This is a genomic window from Kytococcus sedentarius (assembly GCF_041937525.1).
Classification (GTDB): domain Bacteria; phylum Actinomycetota; class Actinomycetes; order Actinomycetales; family Dermatophilaceae; genus Kytococcus; species Kytococcus sedentarius_A.
On record NZ_CP169391.1, the window covers coordinates 198,472 to 214,621 of the forward strand.

The following is a 16,150-nucleotide window of genomic DNA, read 5'->3' on the forward strand; positions in this document are numbered from 1 at the left end:
CCGGGGGGAGTGGGCTCAGACCAGCGTGGGCCGGTCGTCCCCCTCGATGGCGGTGTGCTCGGCGGAGTGGGCGTCCGGCCCGGCCTCCACCTCCACGGCGTGCGGCTGGATCTGCCCGTGGAAGATCTCCTCGACGTAGTGGCAGGCCACCCGGTGCGTCCCGGTGACGCCCGGCAGCTCCACCTGCCGCAGCTCGGGGCGCTCGGAGGGGCAGCGCTCCTCCTGCACGAACGGGCAGCGGGTGCGGAAGCGGCATCCGCTGGGCGGGTTCGCCGGCGAGGGCAGGTCTCCCTGCAGCAGGATCTGCTGGCGGGAGTCCTCGACCACCGGGTCCGGGACCGGCACGGCCGACATCAGCGCCCGGGTGTACGGGTGCAGGGGAGCGGTGTAGAGCTCCTCGGCGTCGGCCTCCTCCACGAGTCCGCCCAGGTACATCACCCCGACCGTGTCGGAGATGTGGCGCACCACGGCCAGGTCGTGTGCGATCACCAGGTAGGTGAGGTCGTAGTCCTTCTGCACCTTGCGCAGCAGGTTGATCACCTGGGCCTGCACGGACACGTCCAGCGCCGAGACCGGCTCGTCGGCCACGATCAGCTCGGGGTCCAGGGCCAGCGCGCGGGCGATGCCGATGCGCTGGCGCTGCCCACCGGAGAACTCGTGCGGGTACTTGCCCAGGGCGGTGGCCGGCAGGCCCACCTCCCGCAGGAGCTCCTGCAGGCGGCGGCGGGCGGCCTTCTTGTCCTTGGCCAGGTTGTGCGCGGACATGCCCTCGAAGAGCAGCGACTCCACGGTCTGCCGCGGGTCCAGGGAGCCCAGCGGGTCCTGGAACACCATCTGCATGTGGCGGCGCTGCTTGCGCAGGTCCTCGCCCTTGAACTCGGTGAGGTCCTTGCCGTCGAAGTGCACCGAGCCCTCGGTGATGGGCTCCAGCTGCAGCAGGGCCCGCCCGAAGGTCGACTTGCCACAGCCGGACTCGCCCACCAGGCCGTAGGTCTCACCGCGGCGGATGGTCATGCTCATGCCGTCCACGGCCTTCACGTGGCCCACGGTGCGGTCGAAGATGATGCCGCGTTTGATGGGGAAGTGGACCTTCAGGTCCTGCACCTCCACCAGCACGTCGCCTCGCCCGGTCTCACCCCGGCGGCGGCCCGATGCGGGGACGTCACCCGGGTGGCCGTCGGCGGGCTGCGCGTCCTCACCGGCCGCCACGCGGCCCGGGTAGTCGTCGATACTGGTGCTCATCGCGCCTCCTGGACGGGGTTGTGGCAACGCAGCTGCCGGTCGTCGGCGACCGCATCATCGGCCACCAGCTCGGGACTCACCCGGGTGCAGCGCTCGATCGGCTGCGAGCAGCGGGGAGCGAACGCGCAGGCGTTGGCCCATGGCAGGTTGTCCACCACGGAGCCGGGGATGGGGGTGAGCTCGGCGCCGCGGTCACCCTCCAGGCTGGGGATGGAGCCCAGCAGACCCGTGGTGTACGGGTGGCGCGGGTGCGCGAAGAGCGGGTGACGCTCACCGCGCTCCACGATGCGGCCGCCGTACAGCACGTTCACCTCATCGCACAGTCCGGCAACCACGCCGAGGTCGTGCGTGATCATGATCAGGGCGGTGTTGGACTCGCGCACGAGATCCTTCAGCAGCTGGAGGATCTGCGCCTGGATGGTCACGTCGAGCGCCGTGGTGGGCTCGTCGGCGATCAGCAGGCGCGGCTCGCAGGCCAGCGCCATGGCGATCAGCGCGCGCTGGCGCATGCCGCCGGAGAGCTGGTGCGGGTACTCCTTCAGGCGACGCTGCGGGTCGGGGATGCCCACCTTGTCGAGCATCTCGCGCGCCCGGTCCATGGCCTCCTTGCGCTTCATGCCCTTGTGGCGCTCCAGCACCTCGCTCACCTGCAGTCCCAGCGGGACCACCGGGTTCAGTGAGCTCAGCGGGTCCTGGAAGATCATTCCGAGGTCGCGGCCACGCCGGTTGCGCATGTCCTCGTCCTTCAGCCGGAGCAGGTCGGTGCCCTCGAAGAGCACCTCCCCGGTCACGTTCGAGCCGCGCTTGGCGAGCAGGCCCATGATGGCCAGCGAGGTGACCGACTTGCCACAGCCGGACTCGCCCACCAGGCCCACGGTCTGGCCGGGGTGCACGTCGAAGGAGATGCCGTCCACGGCCTGGAAGGGCTCTGCTCCCCGACGTCGGAACTCGATGGAGAGGTCGCGCACCGAGAGCAGGGGCTCCCCGGAGCGTACGCGCTCGGCGTTGGCGGACAGGGCGGGCTGGGTGGTGGGCTGGGTGGTGCTGGACGCGGCAGACGCTGCGGTGCTCATGCGCGTCACCTCCGGCTCTTCGGGTCGAGGGCCTCCCGGAGCGCCTCACCCATCAGTGTGAACCCGAGGGCCACGACGATGATGCAGAGGGCCGGGTAGATGGCCAGGTGCGGGTAGGAGTCGATGTACTTCTGGGCCTCACCCAGCATCTGCCCCCACTCGGGCTTGCGGGTGTCGGCGCTGCCGACGCCCAGGAAGCTCAGCGCGGCCGCGTCGATGATGGCCGTGGCCACCACGAGGGTCGACTGGACGATCACCGGGCCCATGGCGTTGGGCAGCATGTGTCGGAACACGATGGGGCCGAACTTCACGCCCGCGGACCGCGCGGCCAGGATGTGGTCGCTCTCGCGCTGGGCCAGCATCGAGCCGCGCAGCAGGCGGGCGAAGATGGGCACCTGCACGATGGCGATCGCAGCGATGACCGTCTGCAGGGTGGGCTCGGAGAACAGGGCGGCGATGGAGAAGGCCATCAGCAGCGAGGGGATGGAGAGCATCACGTCGACGATGCGCATGACCACCGCGTCGACCCAGCCACCGAAGGCACCGGCGAGGGTGCCGAGCACGAGCCCGCCGAGGAAGCCACCGAGGGTCGCGAGCACGCCGACCATGAGGGTCTGTTGACTGCCGACGAGGAGACGGCTCAACAGATCACGGCCACTGCGTGCGTCGCCACCCAGTGGGTGGCCAGGTTGGGGTTCGGGCACCGTGTTCTGCGGTGTGACCTGATCGAGGAGTACCCCTGCGGTCGGGTCGTGCGGGGCGATCCACGGGGAGATGACCGCCAGGATCACGAAGGCCACCACGATCGTCAGGCCGACGAGGAAGGCGACGTTCGTGCGCAGGCGCCGCCAGGCGCCCATCCACAACGACTCGCCCTTGCCCTCGTCGACGGTTCCGGCCTCGTCGACCGCCTGGTCGATCAGCACACTGGGATTCGGTTGGGTCATGGCACTCACCTCGTCCGGACGCGCGGGTCGATGACCGCGTAGAGGATGTCGACGATCAGGTTGATGACCACGTAGACGCCGGCCGCGACCATGATCAACAGCTGCAGCATCGGGTAGTCGCGCTGCTCGAAGGAGGTGGCCAGCGCGTTGCCGAGGCCGGCGATGGAGAAGACCCTCTCGGTGAGGATCGCGCCGGCGAGCAGGCCACCCACCTGGAGACCGATCACCGTCACCACGGGGATCATGGCGTTGCGCAGCACGTGGCGACCGCGGATCACGCGGCTCGCCAGACCCTTGGACTGGGCGGTGCGCACGTAGTCCTCGTCGAGCACGTCCAGCACCGAGGCGCGAGTGATGCGGAAGATCACCGCGAACGGGATGGACGAGAGGGCCAGCGCCGGCAGGATCAGGTGCTTGAAGGCATCCCACGCGGCGTCCCACTCCCGGGTCATCAGGCCGTCGAGGATGAAGAAGTTCGTGATGTGGGTGGCGTCCAGACTCGCGTCCTGCCGGCCGGAGACCGGCAGCCAGCCGAGTTCGACGGCGAACAGCCAGCGCAGCATGTAGGCGAGAAAGAAGACGGGCACGGCCACACCCACCAGGGAGCTGATCACCGACAGGTTGTCGAAGATGCCCCCGTGACGGCGGGCGGCCAGATAGCCCAGCGGGATGCCGGCGATGATGGCCAGCAGGATGGCCAGGACGGACAGTTCGATCGTCGCCGGGGCGCGTTCGATGAGGATGTCGGTCACCGGGGTGCCGGGCAGCAGGGCGGTGGAGACGCCGAAGTCGCCGGAGAGGCAGCGCTTCACGAAGGCGAGGTACTGCATCGGCAGGGGCTGGTCGAGGCCGAGCTGGGCCTCGAGTGCCGCGCGCGTCTCCGGGGTGGCGCGGTCGCCGAGCAGGGCGCCGACGGCACCGCCGGGCAGGGAGCGGAGCCAGAAGAACAGCAGCATGCTCAACACGAGCAGGACGAGCACCATCTGGAGCAGACGGCGCGCAATGAAACGGATCAAGGGCGCACTCCTGTCGGGGTGGTCCGGGGAGGAGGGTGGTCCGGAAGGGGAAGCGGCGGGGTGCGGGCGGTGGGACCACCCGGAACGGTGGCGCCCGGGGTGTCGCTCGGACACCCCGGGCGCCGGTGCCGGGCGGCGGGTCCACGAGGGGAGGGTGTGGACCCGCCGCGGTCGGTCACTCCTTGACGGTGACGGTGCTGAAGTCCTCCGCCGTCAGCGGGGAGGCCACCAGGCCCTCGACCTTCTCGCTCACCACGATGGCGGGCGGGGAGTGGGTCAGCGGCACGGCCGGCAGGTACTCCTCCACCAGCTGGGCGTTGAGCTCCTTGTACTTCTCTTCGCGCTCACCGTCGTCCACGATGGCGTCGGCGGCCTTCAGGTCCTTGGCCAGCTTGTCGCCCCACTCGTACTCACCCGTGGCGAAGCGGTTGTTGGTGGCGCCGAAGAAGGTGCCGATGAAGTTGTCCGGGGAGTCGTAGTCACCGGTCCAGCCGAGCAGGAAGGCCTGGGCCTTGCCGGTGTCCACGCCGTCCAGGTAGCCACCGTTCCACGGCTTGGAGTTGGCCTTCACCTTGATGCCGGCCTCCTCCAGATCGGTGCGCAGGGCCTCGAAGATCTTCTGGGGGTCCGGCATGTACGGACGCGAGACCTCGGCCGGCCACCAGAACTCGAGCTCGAGGTTCTCGGCCCCGGCCTCCTTCAGCAGCTTCTTGGCCTCCTCCACGTCGTGCGGGATGGCCTCGAGGTCCTCGTTGTAGCCCTTCACCGTGTTCGGCATGAACTGGCTGGCCACCTCAGCGCCCTCGGGCAGCTGGGTCTTGACGAGCTCCTCGCGGTTGATCGCCATGGCGATCGCCTTGCGGACGTTCGGGTCCTTGAGCTTCTCGTTCTGCGAGGGGTTCAGACCCAGGTACATGATGTTGAACGGGTCGCGGATCATCACCTGGTTGCCCTCGTCCTCCAGCGACTTCCAGTCGATGGGGTTGGGCAGGTCGTACCCGTCGATGGAGCCGGCCTTCAGCTCCTGCTTGCGGGTGGACTCGTCCGGGATGACCTTGAAGACCAGCTCGTCGAGCTTGGCCTTGTCGCCGTGGTAGTCCTCGTTGCGCTTGAGGCTGATGGTCTTGTTGGCCGTGTCGTACCCCTCGAAGGTGAACGGGCCGGTACCGGTCGGGTGCTTGGTGGCGTACTCGGGGTACGTGAAGCCCTCACCCTGGGCCTTGACCTCGTTGGCCTTGTACTTGTCCATGGCCGTCGGCGACTGCATGGCCAGTGCCGAGAGGGTGAGCATGGTGGGGAACTTGGAGGTGGAGTTGGCGATTGTGACGACGGCCTTGTTGTCCTCCGGGGCCTCACAGTCCTCGTAGAGCGACTCGACCTCACCGTCGGCGAAGCCGCCCATGGTGTCCTGCCAGTACGCGGAGACCGAGGGGCTGGCGCCCGCGCCGGTCTGGTTGTACATGCGCTCGAAGTTCTTGCACACGGCCTCGGCGTTGAAGGGGGTGCCGTCGTGGAACTTCACGCCCTCCTTGAGGGTGAAGGTCCACTCGGTGCCGTCGTCGTTGGACTCCCACTCCGTGGCCAGACCCGGGGCGACCTCCGCGGTGCCCGGCTTGATCTCGATCAGACCCTCGAAGATCTGGCGGGTGACGCGGAAGGTCTCGCCGTCGGTGGCGTAGAAGGGGTCGAACAGCTTGGGCTCACCCGCGGCACCGAAGGTCAGGGTGCCGCCGGAGGCGCCCTCACCGCCGTTGCCGGACTGGCTGCCCTCGCCGCCTCCGCCGCCACCCTCTTCGCGCTCGGACTCGGCGCAGGCCGTCAGGGTCAGCGCTGCGGCGCAGATGCTGGCCGCGATGGCCGCCTTGCGGTTGGTGCTCATTGGCTCTCCTCAGCGTGTCTCGCGACCGGGTGGGAACCCGGTTCGCGACCTGGTGGCCGTCGAGCGGCCGATGTGCGCCAAACGCTAGGCCGGCCCGAGCGGCGGTGTCAGCAACGACGGCCCGTCCGGGGATGATTGACACCAATTCGTGACCTGCCCGTGTCCTGCGGGATACTGCGGCCCATGACGCAAACCTCCCGCGCCGACCGGCGCAATGTGGCCATCGTGGCCCACGTCGACCATGGCAAGACCACCCTCGTGGACGCGATGCTCCACCAGTCCGGGGTGTTCGGCGAACACTCCCACGTGGACGAACGGGCGATGGACTCCGGTGACCTCGAGCGGGAGAAGGGCATCACGATCCTCGCCAAGAACACCGCCGTGCACTACCGCGGCCCGGCCGCCCAGGAGGTGGAGGGCGTCGGTGACGACGGCGTGGTGATCAACATCATCGACACCCCCGGCCACGCCGACTTCGGTGGCGAGGTGGAGCGCGGCCTGTCCATGGTGGACGGCGTCGTGCTGCTCGTGGACGCCTCCGAGGGTCCGCTGCCCCAGACGCGCTTCGTGCTGCGCAAGGCCCTGGACGCCAAGATGCCCGTCATCCTGGTGATCAACAAGGTGGACCGTCCGGACGCGCGCTGTGCCGCCGTCATCGACGAGGTCTACGAGCTGTTCATGGACCTGGGCGCCGTGGAGGAGCAGATCGACTTCCCGATCATCTACGCCTCCGGCAAGGCCGGCCGTGCCTCCCTGGAGGACCCGGGCGACGGCCAGCTGCCCGAGAACCCGGACCTGGAGCCGCTCTTCCGCACCATCATGCAGACCGTGCCCGCACCGGTGTACGACGACGAGGCGCCGCTGCAGGCCCACGTGACCAACCTGGACTCCTCGAACTTCCTCGGCCGACTGGCCCTGGTGCGCATCAAGAACGGCACGCTGCGCAAGGGCCAGACGGTGGCCTGGATGAAGCGCGACGGCACCGTGTCGAACGTGCGCCTCTCGGAGCTGCTGGTCACCGAGGGTCTGGAGCGCCAGCCCGCCGAGCAGGCCGGCCCCGGTGACATCGTGGCCGTCGCGGGCATCTCCGAGGTGATGATCGGCGAGACCCTCGCCGACCCGGAGAACCCGGTGGCCCTGCCGCTCATCCACGTGGACGAGCCCGCGATCTCCATGACCATCGGCACCAACACCTCGCCGCTGGCCGGCCGGGTGAAGGGTTCCAAGGTCACCGCCCGCCTGGTGAAGGACCGCCTCGACTCCGAGCTCATCGGCAACGTCTCGCTGCGCATCCTGCCCACCGACCGCCCCGATGCCTGGGAGGTGCAGGGCCGCGGTGAGCTGGCGCTGGCCATCCTGGTGGAGCAGATGCGGCGTGAGGGCTACGAGCTGACCGTGGGCAAGCCGCAGGTGGTCACCAAGGAGATCGACGGCAAGCTGCACGAGCCGGTCGAGGCCCTGACCATCGACGCCCCCGAGGAGTTCCTCGGCGCCATCACCCAGGTGCTGGCCAACCGCAAGGGACGCATGGAGGAGATGTCGAACCACGGCACCGGGTGGGTGCGCATGGAGTTCCGCGTGCCGAGCCGTGGCCTCATCGGCTTCCGCACCGAGTTCCTCACCGAGACCCGCGGCACCGGCATCGCCCACCACGTCTTCGACGGCTACGAGCCGTGGTTCGGTGAGATCCGCACCCGCATCTCCGGCTCCCTGGTGGCGGACCGCGCCGGCACGGCCACCTCCTACGCGATGTTCAACATCCAGGAGCGCGGCACCCTGTTCATCAGCCCCACCACCGAGGTGTACGAGGGCATGATCGTGGGCGAGAACTCGCGCGCCGACGACATGGACGTGAACATCACCAAGGAGAAGAAGCTCACCAACGTGCGCTCCGCGGGCGCCGAGGTGCTGGAGCGCCTGGCCCCGCCGCGTGCCATGAGCCTGGAGCAGTCGCTGGAGTTCTGTCGCGAGGACGAGTGCGTGGAGGTGACCCCGGAGGCCATCCGCATCCGCAAGGTCGTCCTCGATGCGGTGACGCGCGGTCGCGACGCGCGGCGCGCCAAGAACGCCTGACGCACCCCTCATCGGAACGGGCGCCCACCCCCTGCGCGGGGGAGGGCGCCCGTTCCGGTGCGTGTGACCGCTCAGCGCACGAAGCCGAACAACACCCCTCCGACGGCCAGCACACCGATGGTCACGAGGAACCAGTTCTGCCAGGAGCCGCGGTACCTGGCCAGGGCCGGCACCTTGGCCACGGCGTACATGGGCAGCAGGAAGATCAGCATGGCCATGACCGGCCCGGACAGCGACTCGATGGTGGCCAGGATGCCCGGGTTCAGGATGGCCGCGCCCCAGGTGAGGGCGAAGATGACGACTGCGGCGGCGATCTTCATGGTGCGGTCGCTCACCCGCTGCTCGCGGTCGGCGACGGCACGCGTGAGGCCGATCAGCCCCTCGGAGGCACCCAGGTAGTGCCCGAAGAAGGACGAGGCGATGGCCGCGATGGTCACCAGCGGGCCGAGCACCGTGAAGAACCAGCCGCCCTGCTCGTTGGCCAGGTGGGAGAGCACCGGCAGGTTGGCCTCCCTGGCCGCCACGACGCCCTCGGGGCCCAGCGCCAGGACACAGGACCAGACGAAGCCCATCGTGAAGAGCACGAGCAGGGCGGCAGAGCGGAAGAGCACGGCGGAGGCGCGGCGTTCTGCCTCCTCGCCGTGGGCCTTCTCCATGGCCATCGAGAACGACGAGACGGCGGCGGCGTGGTTGAACGCGAACACCAGCACCGGGATCATCAGCCAGACGCTCATGAGCATCGAGCCCAGGCCGGGCCACTCACCGGCGCCCTCGAAGGACCAGTCGGGGATCAGCATCACGGTGGCGAGGGCCAGCATCGCGATCAGCGGGTAGACGACCACCTGGGCCACCCACAGCATCACCTTCTGGCTGGCGACGACCACGGACATGAGCACGCCCACCAGCACCAGCGACAGCAGCCACCGGGGGATGCCCGTCCAGCCCAGCTGGTTCTCCAGCAGGCTGCTCACCGAATTGGTCACCGCGACGCCGTAGATGGGCAGGATCGGCAGGAAGCACAGGGCGTACAGGGCGGTGACGAGCAGCCCCCTGCCCTCGCCGAACTGCTCGCGGGAGAGCTCGGTGATGTCGGTCTCGGGGTCGTTGCCCGAGACCACGAAGCGCGCCAGGGCCCGGTGCGCCAGGAAGGTCATGGGGAAGACCAGCAGCGTGCCCAGCACCAGCGGCCAGAAGCCCCCGGCGCCGGCGTTCAGCGGCAGGAACAGGATGCCGGCGCCGACAGCCGTCCCGAAGAGGGTGAGGGTCCAGGCGTTGTCGCTGCCGGCGGGGCGCCCCGACTCGTCCGGGCGCAGCAGGGTCGACCCGCGGGCCACGGTGGGAGCGTCGGTGCGTTGCAAGAGGATCCTCCAGGTCGGTGGGTGAGCCTGAACACTGTAGGGGCAGCACGGCGGCACGGGCTGGCCACCCCCCCATCGAGGGACGCCCCCGCACGGCCCCGCGGCCGGGCGGGGCACGCCGCGCGTCAGTCGCCGATGGTGTCCTTCGCGCGCTTCACGATCTGCGGGTCGGGCGTGCCCACGATGTCGTGGTCCTTGCCCTCGTAGTCGAACCGGCTCAGGAAGTACCGCATGGCGTTGATGCGGCCACGCTTCTTGTCGTTGGACTTCACCGTGATCCACGGCGCCCAGTCGACGTCCGTGCGGGCGAACATCTCCTCCTTGGCCGCGGTGTATGCGTCCCACTTGTCCAGGGAGGCCAGGTCCATGGGGGAGAGCTTCCAGCGCCGCACGGGGTCGATCTGCCGGATGGCGAAGCGGGTGCGCTGCTCGTGGGCGGTCACGGAGAACCAGAACTTGGTGAGCGTGGTGCCCGCGTCGGTGATCATGCGCTCCAGCTGCGGGGCCTGCTCCATGAACTGTTCGTAGTCCTCACGGGTGGTGAAGTCCATGACCCGCTCCACCCCGGCGCGGTTGTACCAGGAGCGGTCGAAGAAGACCATCTCGCCGGCGGTGGGGAAGTGGTTCACGTAACGCTGGAAGTACCACTGGCCCAGCTCGCGTTCGCTGGGCTTGTTGAGCGCCACCACGCGGGCGAAGCGGGGGTTGAGGTGCTCCATGAAGCGCTTGATGGTGCCGCCCTTGCCGGCGGCGTCGCGCCCCTCGAAGACCAGGATGTGCCGCTGGCCGGTGTTGAGGGTGTGGTTCTGCAGCTTGATGAGCTCGACCTGCAGCAGGTACTTCTCCACGTCGTAGTCGTCGCGCGTCATGCGCTCGTCGTACGGGTAGTTCTCCCGCCAGGTCTCGACCGCGCGGCCACCGGGATCGATGAGGTCCGGGTCCGAGCCCTGGTCGTCGCGCACCGTGTACCCCTCGCGGGAGAGGCGGTCGATGTACTCGCGCAGTTCCATCTGCATGTCCGCAACATAACGCCCCCGGGTGTCCGGGGGGTGAACGACCCGATGGCCCCGATCACCGCGGGCGACCGCCGCGTTGCCTACCGTGGGGGTCATGCCCTCCGACGCTCCCGCTGCCGCGCCTGCCGCGCCCACCCGTGTGCCCGTGCTGGCCGTCCATGCGCACCCTGACGACGAGACGCTGGCCACGGGGGTCGCCCTGGCCACCCTGGCCGAGCGCGGGCACCCGGTGCACGTGCTGACCTGCACGCTGGGCGACCACGGCGAGGTGCTGCCCCCGGAGCTGCAGCACCTGGAGGGCACCGAGGGCCTCGCCCCGCACCGCCGTGGGGAGCTGGCCGCGGCCTGTGCCGCCCTGGGGGTGGAGCACCGCGTGCTGGGGGAGCACCCCGGGGTGCCGGACCCCGCCGCGGTGCCCTACCGGGACTCGGGCATGGCCGGCAGCCCCGAGGCCGAGCACCCGCAGGCCCTGGTGAACGCGGACCGCGCCGCGCTCGCAGCGCTGGTCCAGGAGGAGATCCGCCGAGTGGGCGCCCGCATCGTGCTGACCTACGACGAGACCGGTGGCTACGGGCATCCCGACCACGTGGCGGTCCACCGGGCCACGGTCGCCGCGGTGCGCACCCTGCCGGCCGCCGAGCGCCCGGAGCTGTTCGCAGCCGTCACGCCCCGCTCCTGGGAGCAGGAGGGCCGACGGTGGGTGGCCGAGCGGGTGGAGGCGGTGGAGCCCTCCGGCTCCTTCCGGGGGCGCCCGACCGCGGGGGTGCTGGTGCCGCACCCGGACGGGCCCGATGCGGAGAGCCGCCCCGACGCCGTGGAGGTCGACGCCTTCGCCTCCCAGGTGCGCCCCAACAGCGACGTGACCCACGAGGTCCACGGCACCCCCACCAGTCTGGAGGCCGTCTCCCGGGCCCGTCGTGCCCACGCCACCCAGGTGGTGGAGCACGACGGCTGGTGGGCCATGACCAATCTGGTGGCCCACCGTGCGGCACCCGCCGAGGGCTACTCGTGGCTGGACCCCGCATCGGGCCGCATCGTCACCGGCGACTCCGACCTGCGCGCCCCACTGGCCGGGCCCATGGCCTCGCGCGAGGACTTCCGCTCGGCGATGGGGCAGTTCGCCACCGGGGTGACGGTGCTCACCACGCGCCTGGGGGCCGGGGAGCACGCGATGACGGCGAACGCGGTGATGTCCGTCTCGCTCCACCCCGTGCTGCTGGCGGTCTGCATCGACAACGCCGCGCGGTTCTGTGAGGCGCTGGAGGCCAGCGGCGTGTTCACCGTGAACGTGCTGCCGGCCTCGGCCCGCGGCCACGGGGAGTGGTTGGCCACGCCGGGCCGCCCCCTTGCCGGCCAGTTGGACCAGGTGCCCACCTATTCTGGGCCGATGACCGGTCTGCCCTTGCTCCAGGAGGCCTCGGCGCGGGCCGAGTGCCGTGTGGTGCACCGGGCGGTGCTGGGTGACCACACGCTGTTCGTCGGGCTGGTCGAGGGAGTCTCCGAGGGGGACGCGGCAGCGGGCGCGGACCCGCTGCTCTTCCACCGGGGGCGGATGCGGGGCCTCGCATGACGACGCCCCCGGCCCGCTCCGGGAGTGGGTGGCAGGGCCTCGTCGCGACCCTCTTCCTGCTGGTGGGTCTGGTGGCGGTGATCTACCTGGCCCTGGTGTTCGTGGTCGGGCGGACCACCCCGGCACACCTGACGGTGGGTGGGGTCGACGTGAGCAGCATGGCCCCCGACGAGGCGCGGCACGCCCTGGAGCAGGAGTCCGAGCGCCTCCTGGCCCAGCCGGTCACCGTGGTGGCCGACGGCAACGAGCACCGTTTCACCCCCGCAGAGCTCGGCCTGGACTACGACGCGGACCGGAGCCTGCGGGGAACGACGGGGCGCACCTGGGACCCGCGGGACCTGTGGGCGCGGGCCACCGACGAGGTGGACCGCGACTGGGCGGTGACCGTGGACGAGGATCGCCTCCACCACCGCCTGCGGGGGCTCGCGGGTGAGATCGACGTCCCGTCCACGCGGGCCACCATCGAGCTGCAGGGCACCGAGGCAGAGGTGACCGAGGGCAGCGCCGGCACCGCTCTGGACGTCCGCGAGACGGGTGAGGCGGTGCAGGATGCCTGGCCGCACGAAAGGCGGGTCGAGGGCACCGTCGAGCAGGTGGAGCCGGAGGTCACCGCCGACGTGCTGCAGCGCTTCGCCGATGAGGTGCTCGAGCCCGCCCTGTCCGCCCCGATCACCCTCCTGGCCGTGCCCGTCGAGGGCCCCCGAGCCGGTCCGTCCGGGGAGTCGGGCGACCCGGAGTCCCCCGAGCCGTCCGACGGCTCGTCCGCGAGCGCCTCGGCCGAGGACGAACTGACCACCACCCACCGGGTGACGATCCCGCCGGCGCAGGTCGCGGAGATGCTCTCCATCGGCGGCAGCGCCGGCGAGCCGACCATCGAGGTGGACGCCACCCGGTGGCGCGACGGATTGCCCGACGACCACCCCTTCTCCGACCGGGAGGCCCGTGAGGCGGACCTGCGGCTGGAGGACGGCTCGGTCCGCATCGAGCCGGCACAGGTCGGGCGGTCGGTCTCCACCGGGGACATCGAGCAGGGCGTGCGCGATGCGGTGCGCGCCCAGGAGCGCGAGGCGCAGGTGACGGTGAGCGTCACTCGGCCGTACGAGCTCGGGGACGGGTGGACCGCCCGTCACCTGTCCACCTTCACCACCATGCTCCCGGGCGGGGAGGAGAACGAGGGCCGAACCCACAACATCCGCACCCTCACCCGCGAGATCCACGGCACGGTGGTGCCCGCCGGGGAGCAGTTCAGCCTGCTCGAGGTGATGGGGGAGCCCACCAAGGAGGCCGGGTACGAGGAGGCCCACGTCATCAGCAACGGCACACTGTCCAACGCCGTGGGCGGCGGGCTGTCGCAGGTCTCCACGGCCGTGTACAACATGGCCTTCATCGCTGGGGTCCAGCTGGACGAGCACAAGCCGCACAGCTACTACATCGCCCGCTATCCCGAGGGGCGCGAGGCCACCCTGTGGTACCCCGCCATCGACAACACGTGGACCAACGACACCGACTCGCCCATGATCATCAGCGCCCAGTTGGACGGCCGGGAGCTCACCATGAGCCTCTACGGCGAGAAGCAGTACGACGTGGACGCCACCACCCGGCCGCGCCAGAACGTGGTGCCCTTCCGCAAGTACCACAGCAACGACCCCGAGTGCGTGGACCAGGGCGGGGTCGACGGCTTCGACGTGACCGTGGAGCGGATCCTCACCCCGTACGGGGACCACGACGGCGAGGAACGTACCGAGGCCATCGAGACCCACTACGACCCCAGCGACGAGGTGTTCTGCACCAACCCCGAGTCCCCGGAGTACTCGGGCTCGCAGGACCCTCCGTCCGACGAGTACCGTCCCTTCTCGCAGCGCGAGCAGGACGTGAAGGACGACGCCCGCGCGGAGGCCGAGCGCGAGCTGCGCGAGGACGAGCAGGCCGATGCGGAGGCGCAGGAGGAGGACGGCCGCCCCGAGGGGACGCCGAGCAGCTCGGCGGAGCCCGAACCCAGCGGGTCCTCGACACCGCAGCCCAGCGCGTCGTCCGCGCCGCAGCCCAGCGGTTCGGCCTCGGGGGACTGAGGCGGACGACCCCCATCGTGCCCGCACCGGTCCACAGACCATAGAATGAGGAGCCGGTGGGAGACCCTGACATCCGCCGTGCCCAGCAGCCAGGAGGATTCGCGTGACCTACGTCATCGCTTTGCCGTGCGTGGACGTCAAGGACAAGGCCTGCATCGACGAGTGCCCGGTCGACTGCATCTACGAGGGTGAGCGCTCGCTGTACATCCACCCCGACGAGTGCGTCGACTGTGGTGCCTGCGAGCCCGTCTGCCCCGTCGAGGCCATCTACTACGAGGACGACGTCCCCGAGGAGTGGGCCGACTACTACACGGCGAACGTCGACTTCTTCAACGACCTGGGCTCGCCCGGTGGCGCCGCCAAGATGGGGATGATCCCCAAGGACCACCCGCTGATCTCCGCCCTGCCACCGCAGGGTGACGCCTGACCTGGACCCTGTTGACCGGACACCGCCCGCGCGGTGTCCCCGCCCCGCTGAGTGCCCGCCGTGCGCGGGCTCCCCGAGAGGATGAGCATGACCGCCGACAAGGCACCCGCTACCTTCACCCACGAGGACGTCACGCTGGAGTTCCCCTTCATCGCGTCCGTCGAGGGTGACAACGGCTACGACATCTCCGCCCTCCGCAAGGAGACCGGCAACGTGACCCTCGACGTGGGTTTCGTGAACACGGCCTCGTGCTCCTCGGCGATCACGTTCATCGACGGCGACGAGGGGATCCTGCGGTACCGCGGCTACCCCATCGAGCAGCTGGCCGAGAAGTCCACCTTCATGGAGGTCGCCAAGCTGCTGATGGACGGTGAGCTCCCCTCCGAGCAGGAGCTCGAGTCCTTCCGCAAGGACGTCCGCGCCCGCGCCGAGATGCCCGAGGGCATGAAGGACTTCTTCAAGTCCTTCCCCACCGACGCCCACCCGATGCCGGTGCTCTCCTCGGCGATCTCCGCCCTGTGCACCTACGACACCGAGAACCTCGACCCCTTCGACCCCGAGCAGCTGGACAACGCCTCCCGCCGCCTGATGGGGCAGGTGCCGGTGCTGGCCGCCAACGCCTACCGCAACCGCCAGGGCCTCCCGCCGATGCAGGCCGACACCAGCCTGACCGTGGTGGAGAACTTCCTGCGCATGACCTTCGCGGACGCCGAGGGCAACTACGAGCTCGACGAGCGCATGGTCCGCGCGCTGGACATGCTCTTCGTGCTGCACGCCGACCACGAGCAGAACTGCTCCACCTCCACGGTCCGCCTGGTGGGCTCGGCCAACACCAACCTCTACGGCTCCGTCTCCGCCGGCGTGCAGGCCCTCTGGGGCCCGCTGCACGGTGGTGCCAACCAGGCCGTTCTGGAGATGCTCGAGGAGATCCAGAACACCGAGGGTGGCGTGGACGAGTTCGTCCGCAAGGTGAAGAACAAGGAGGACGGCGTCAAGCTGATGGGCTTCGGCCACCGGGTCTACAAGAACTACGACCCGCGCGCCGCCATCGTCAAGAAGACCGCCGACGAGGTGCTGGAGCACCTGGGGGCCGGGGACGAGCAGCTCGAGATCGCCATGCAGCTGGAGAAGGTGGCGCTCGAGGACGAGTACTTCGTGCAGCGCAAGCTGTACCCGAACGTGGACTTCTACACCGGCCTGATCTACCAGGCCATGGGCTTCCCCACCGACATGTTCACCGTGCTGTTCGCGATCGGCCGTCTGCCCGGCTGGATCGCCCAGTACCGGGAGATGATCAACGACGAGACCACCAAGATCGGCCGCCCGCGGCAGATCTACACCGGGTCGGCGCAGCGGGACTACCCCACCGCGTGATCGCATGACGAAGGGGCGGGCCGAGTGCCCGCCCCTTCGTCATGCCCCGGCGGCGGTTACCGTGGCCGGGTGAAGAACTCGAGCTCCCCCGACCCGCAGGACCGCC

Annotated in this window: 12 protein-coding genes; 5 read left to right on the forward strand and 7 right to left on the reverse strand. The window is 69.9% G+C overall.

From position 1 onward, the window contains the following. Positions 1-15: 15 nt before the first annotated feature. From ACEY2A_RS01000 to ACEY2A_RS01020, 5 genes are all read right to left on the reverse strand, one after another. Positions 16-1,242, reverse strand: a complete 1,227-nt coding sequence (locus tag ACEY2A_RS01000) for an ABC transporter ATP-binding protein (protein WP_374929026.1) — start codon at positions 1,240-1,242, stop codon at positions 16-18. Further along, complete coding sequence (locus ACEY2A_RS01005) at positions 1,239-2,315, reverse strand: ABC transporter ATP-binding protein (protein WP_374929027.1); 1,077 nt, start codon at positions 2,313-2,315, stop codon at positions 1,239-1,241. The genes ACEY2A_RS01000 and ACEY2A_RS01005 overlap by 4 nt, the downstream gene beginning before the upstream one ends. A 5-nt stretch (positions 2,316-2,320) precedes the next feature. Then, entirely contained in the window at positions 2,321-3,262 is a 942-nt protein-coding gene (locus ACEY2A_RS01010) for an ABC transporter permease (protein ID WP_374929028.1), read from the reverse strand. Between the two features lie 5 nt (positions 3,263-3,267). After that, on the reverse strand, positions 3,268-4,278 hold the full coding sequence (locus ACEY2A_RS01015; RefSeq protein WP_374929029.1) for an ABC transporter permease: 1,011 nt from the start codon (positions 4,276-4,278) through the stop codon (positions 3,268-3,270). A gap of 175 nt (positions 4,279-4,453) precedes the next feature. Beyond that, positions 4,454-6,157: an ABC transporter substrate-binding protein gene (locus tag ACEY2A_RS01020; protein ID WP_374929030.1), complete on the reverse strand. Its 1,704-nt coding sequence runs from the start codon at positions 6,155-6,157 to the stop codon at positions 4,454-4,456. A gap of 183 nt (positions 6,158-6,340) precedes the next feature. On the opposite strand from ACEY2A_RS01020, the gene typA reads away from it, so the two are divergent. Further along, entirely contained in the window at positions 6,341-8,230 is a 1,890-nt protein-coding gene (typA, locus tag ACEY2A_RS01025) for a translational GTPase TypA (protein WP_374929031.1), read from the forward strand. A 71-nt stretch (positions 8,231-8,301) separates the two neighbouring features. On the opposite strand, the gene ACEY2A_RS01030 is transcribed toward typA, so the two are convergent. Both ACEY2A_RS01030 and ppk2 read right to left on the reverse strand, forming a co-directional pair. Continuing rightward, a complete protein-coding gene (locus ACEY2A_RS01030) occupies positions 8,302-9,588 on the reverse strand; it encodes an HAAAP family serine/threonine permease (protein WP_374929032.1) in 1,287 nt (428 codons plus the stop codon). Between the two features lie 125 nt (positions 9,589-9,713). Beyond that, positions 9,714-10,604, reverse strand: a complete 891-nt coding sequence (gene ppk2, locus ACEY2A_RS01035; protein ID WP_374929033.1) for a polyphosphate kinase 2 — start codon at positions 10,602-10,604, stop codon at positions 9,714-9,716. A gap of 94 nt (positions 10,605-10,698) precedes the next feature. On the opposite strand from ppk2, the gene ACEY2A_RS01040 reads away from it, so the two are divergent. From ACEY2A_RS01040 to ACEY2A_RS01055, 4 genes are all read left to right on the forward strand, one after another. After that, the gene (locus ACEY2A_RS01040; RefSeq protein WP_374929034.1) at positions 10,699-12,174 is read left to right on the forward strand and encodes a flavin reductase; all 1,476 of its coding nucleotides are present in this window, start codon (positions 10,699-10,701) and stop codon (positions 12,172-12,174) included. Then, positions 12,171-14,243, forward strand: a complete 2,073-nt coding sequence (locus ACEY2A_RS01045; protein ID WP_374929035.1) for a VanW family protein — start codon at positions 12,171-12,173, stop codon at positions 14,241-14,243. The genes ACEY2A_RS01040 and ACEY2A_RS01045 overlap by 4 nt, the downstream gene beginning before the upstream one ends. A 103-nt stretch (positions 14,244-14,346) precedes the next feature. Then, a complete protein-coding gene (gene fdxA / locus ACEY2A_RS01050) occupies positions 14,347-14,670 on the forward strand; it encodes a ferredoxin (RefSeq protein WP_374929036.1) in 324 nt (107 codons plus the stop codon). 87 nt (positions 14,671-14,757) lie between these two features. Beyond that, positions 14,758-16,044 carry a citrate synthase gene (locus ACEY2A_RS01055; RefSeq protein WP_374929037.1) on the forward strand — a complete coding sequence of 429 codons (1,287 nt, stop codon included), beginning with the start codon at positions 14,758-14,760 and terminating at the stop codon, positions 16,042-16,044. The last annotated feature ends 106 nt before the right edge of the window (positions 16,045-16,150 follow it).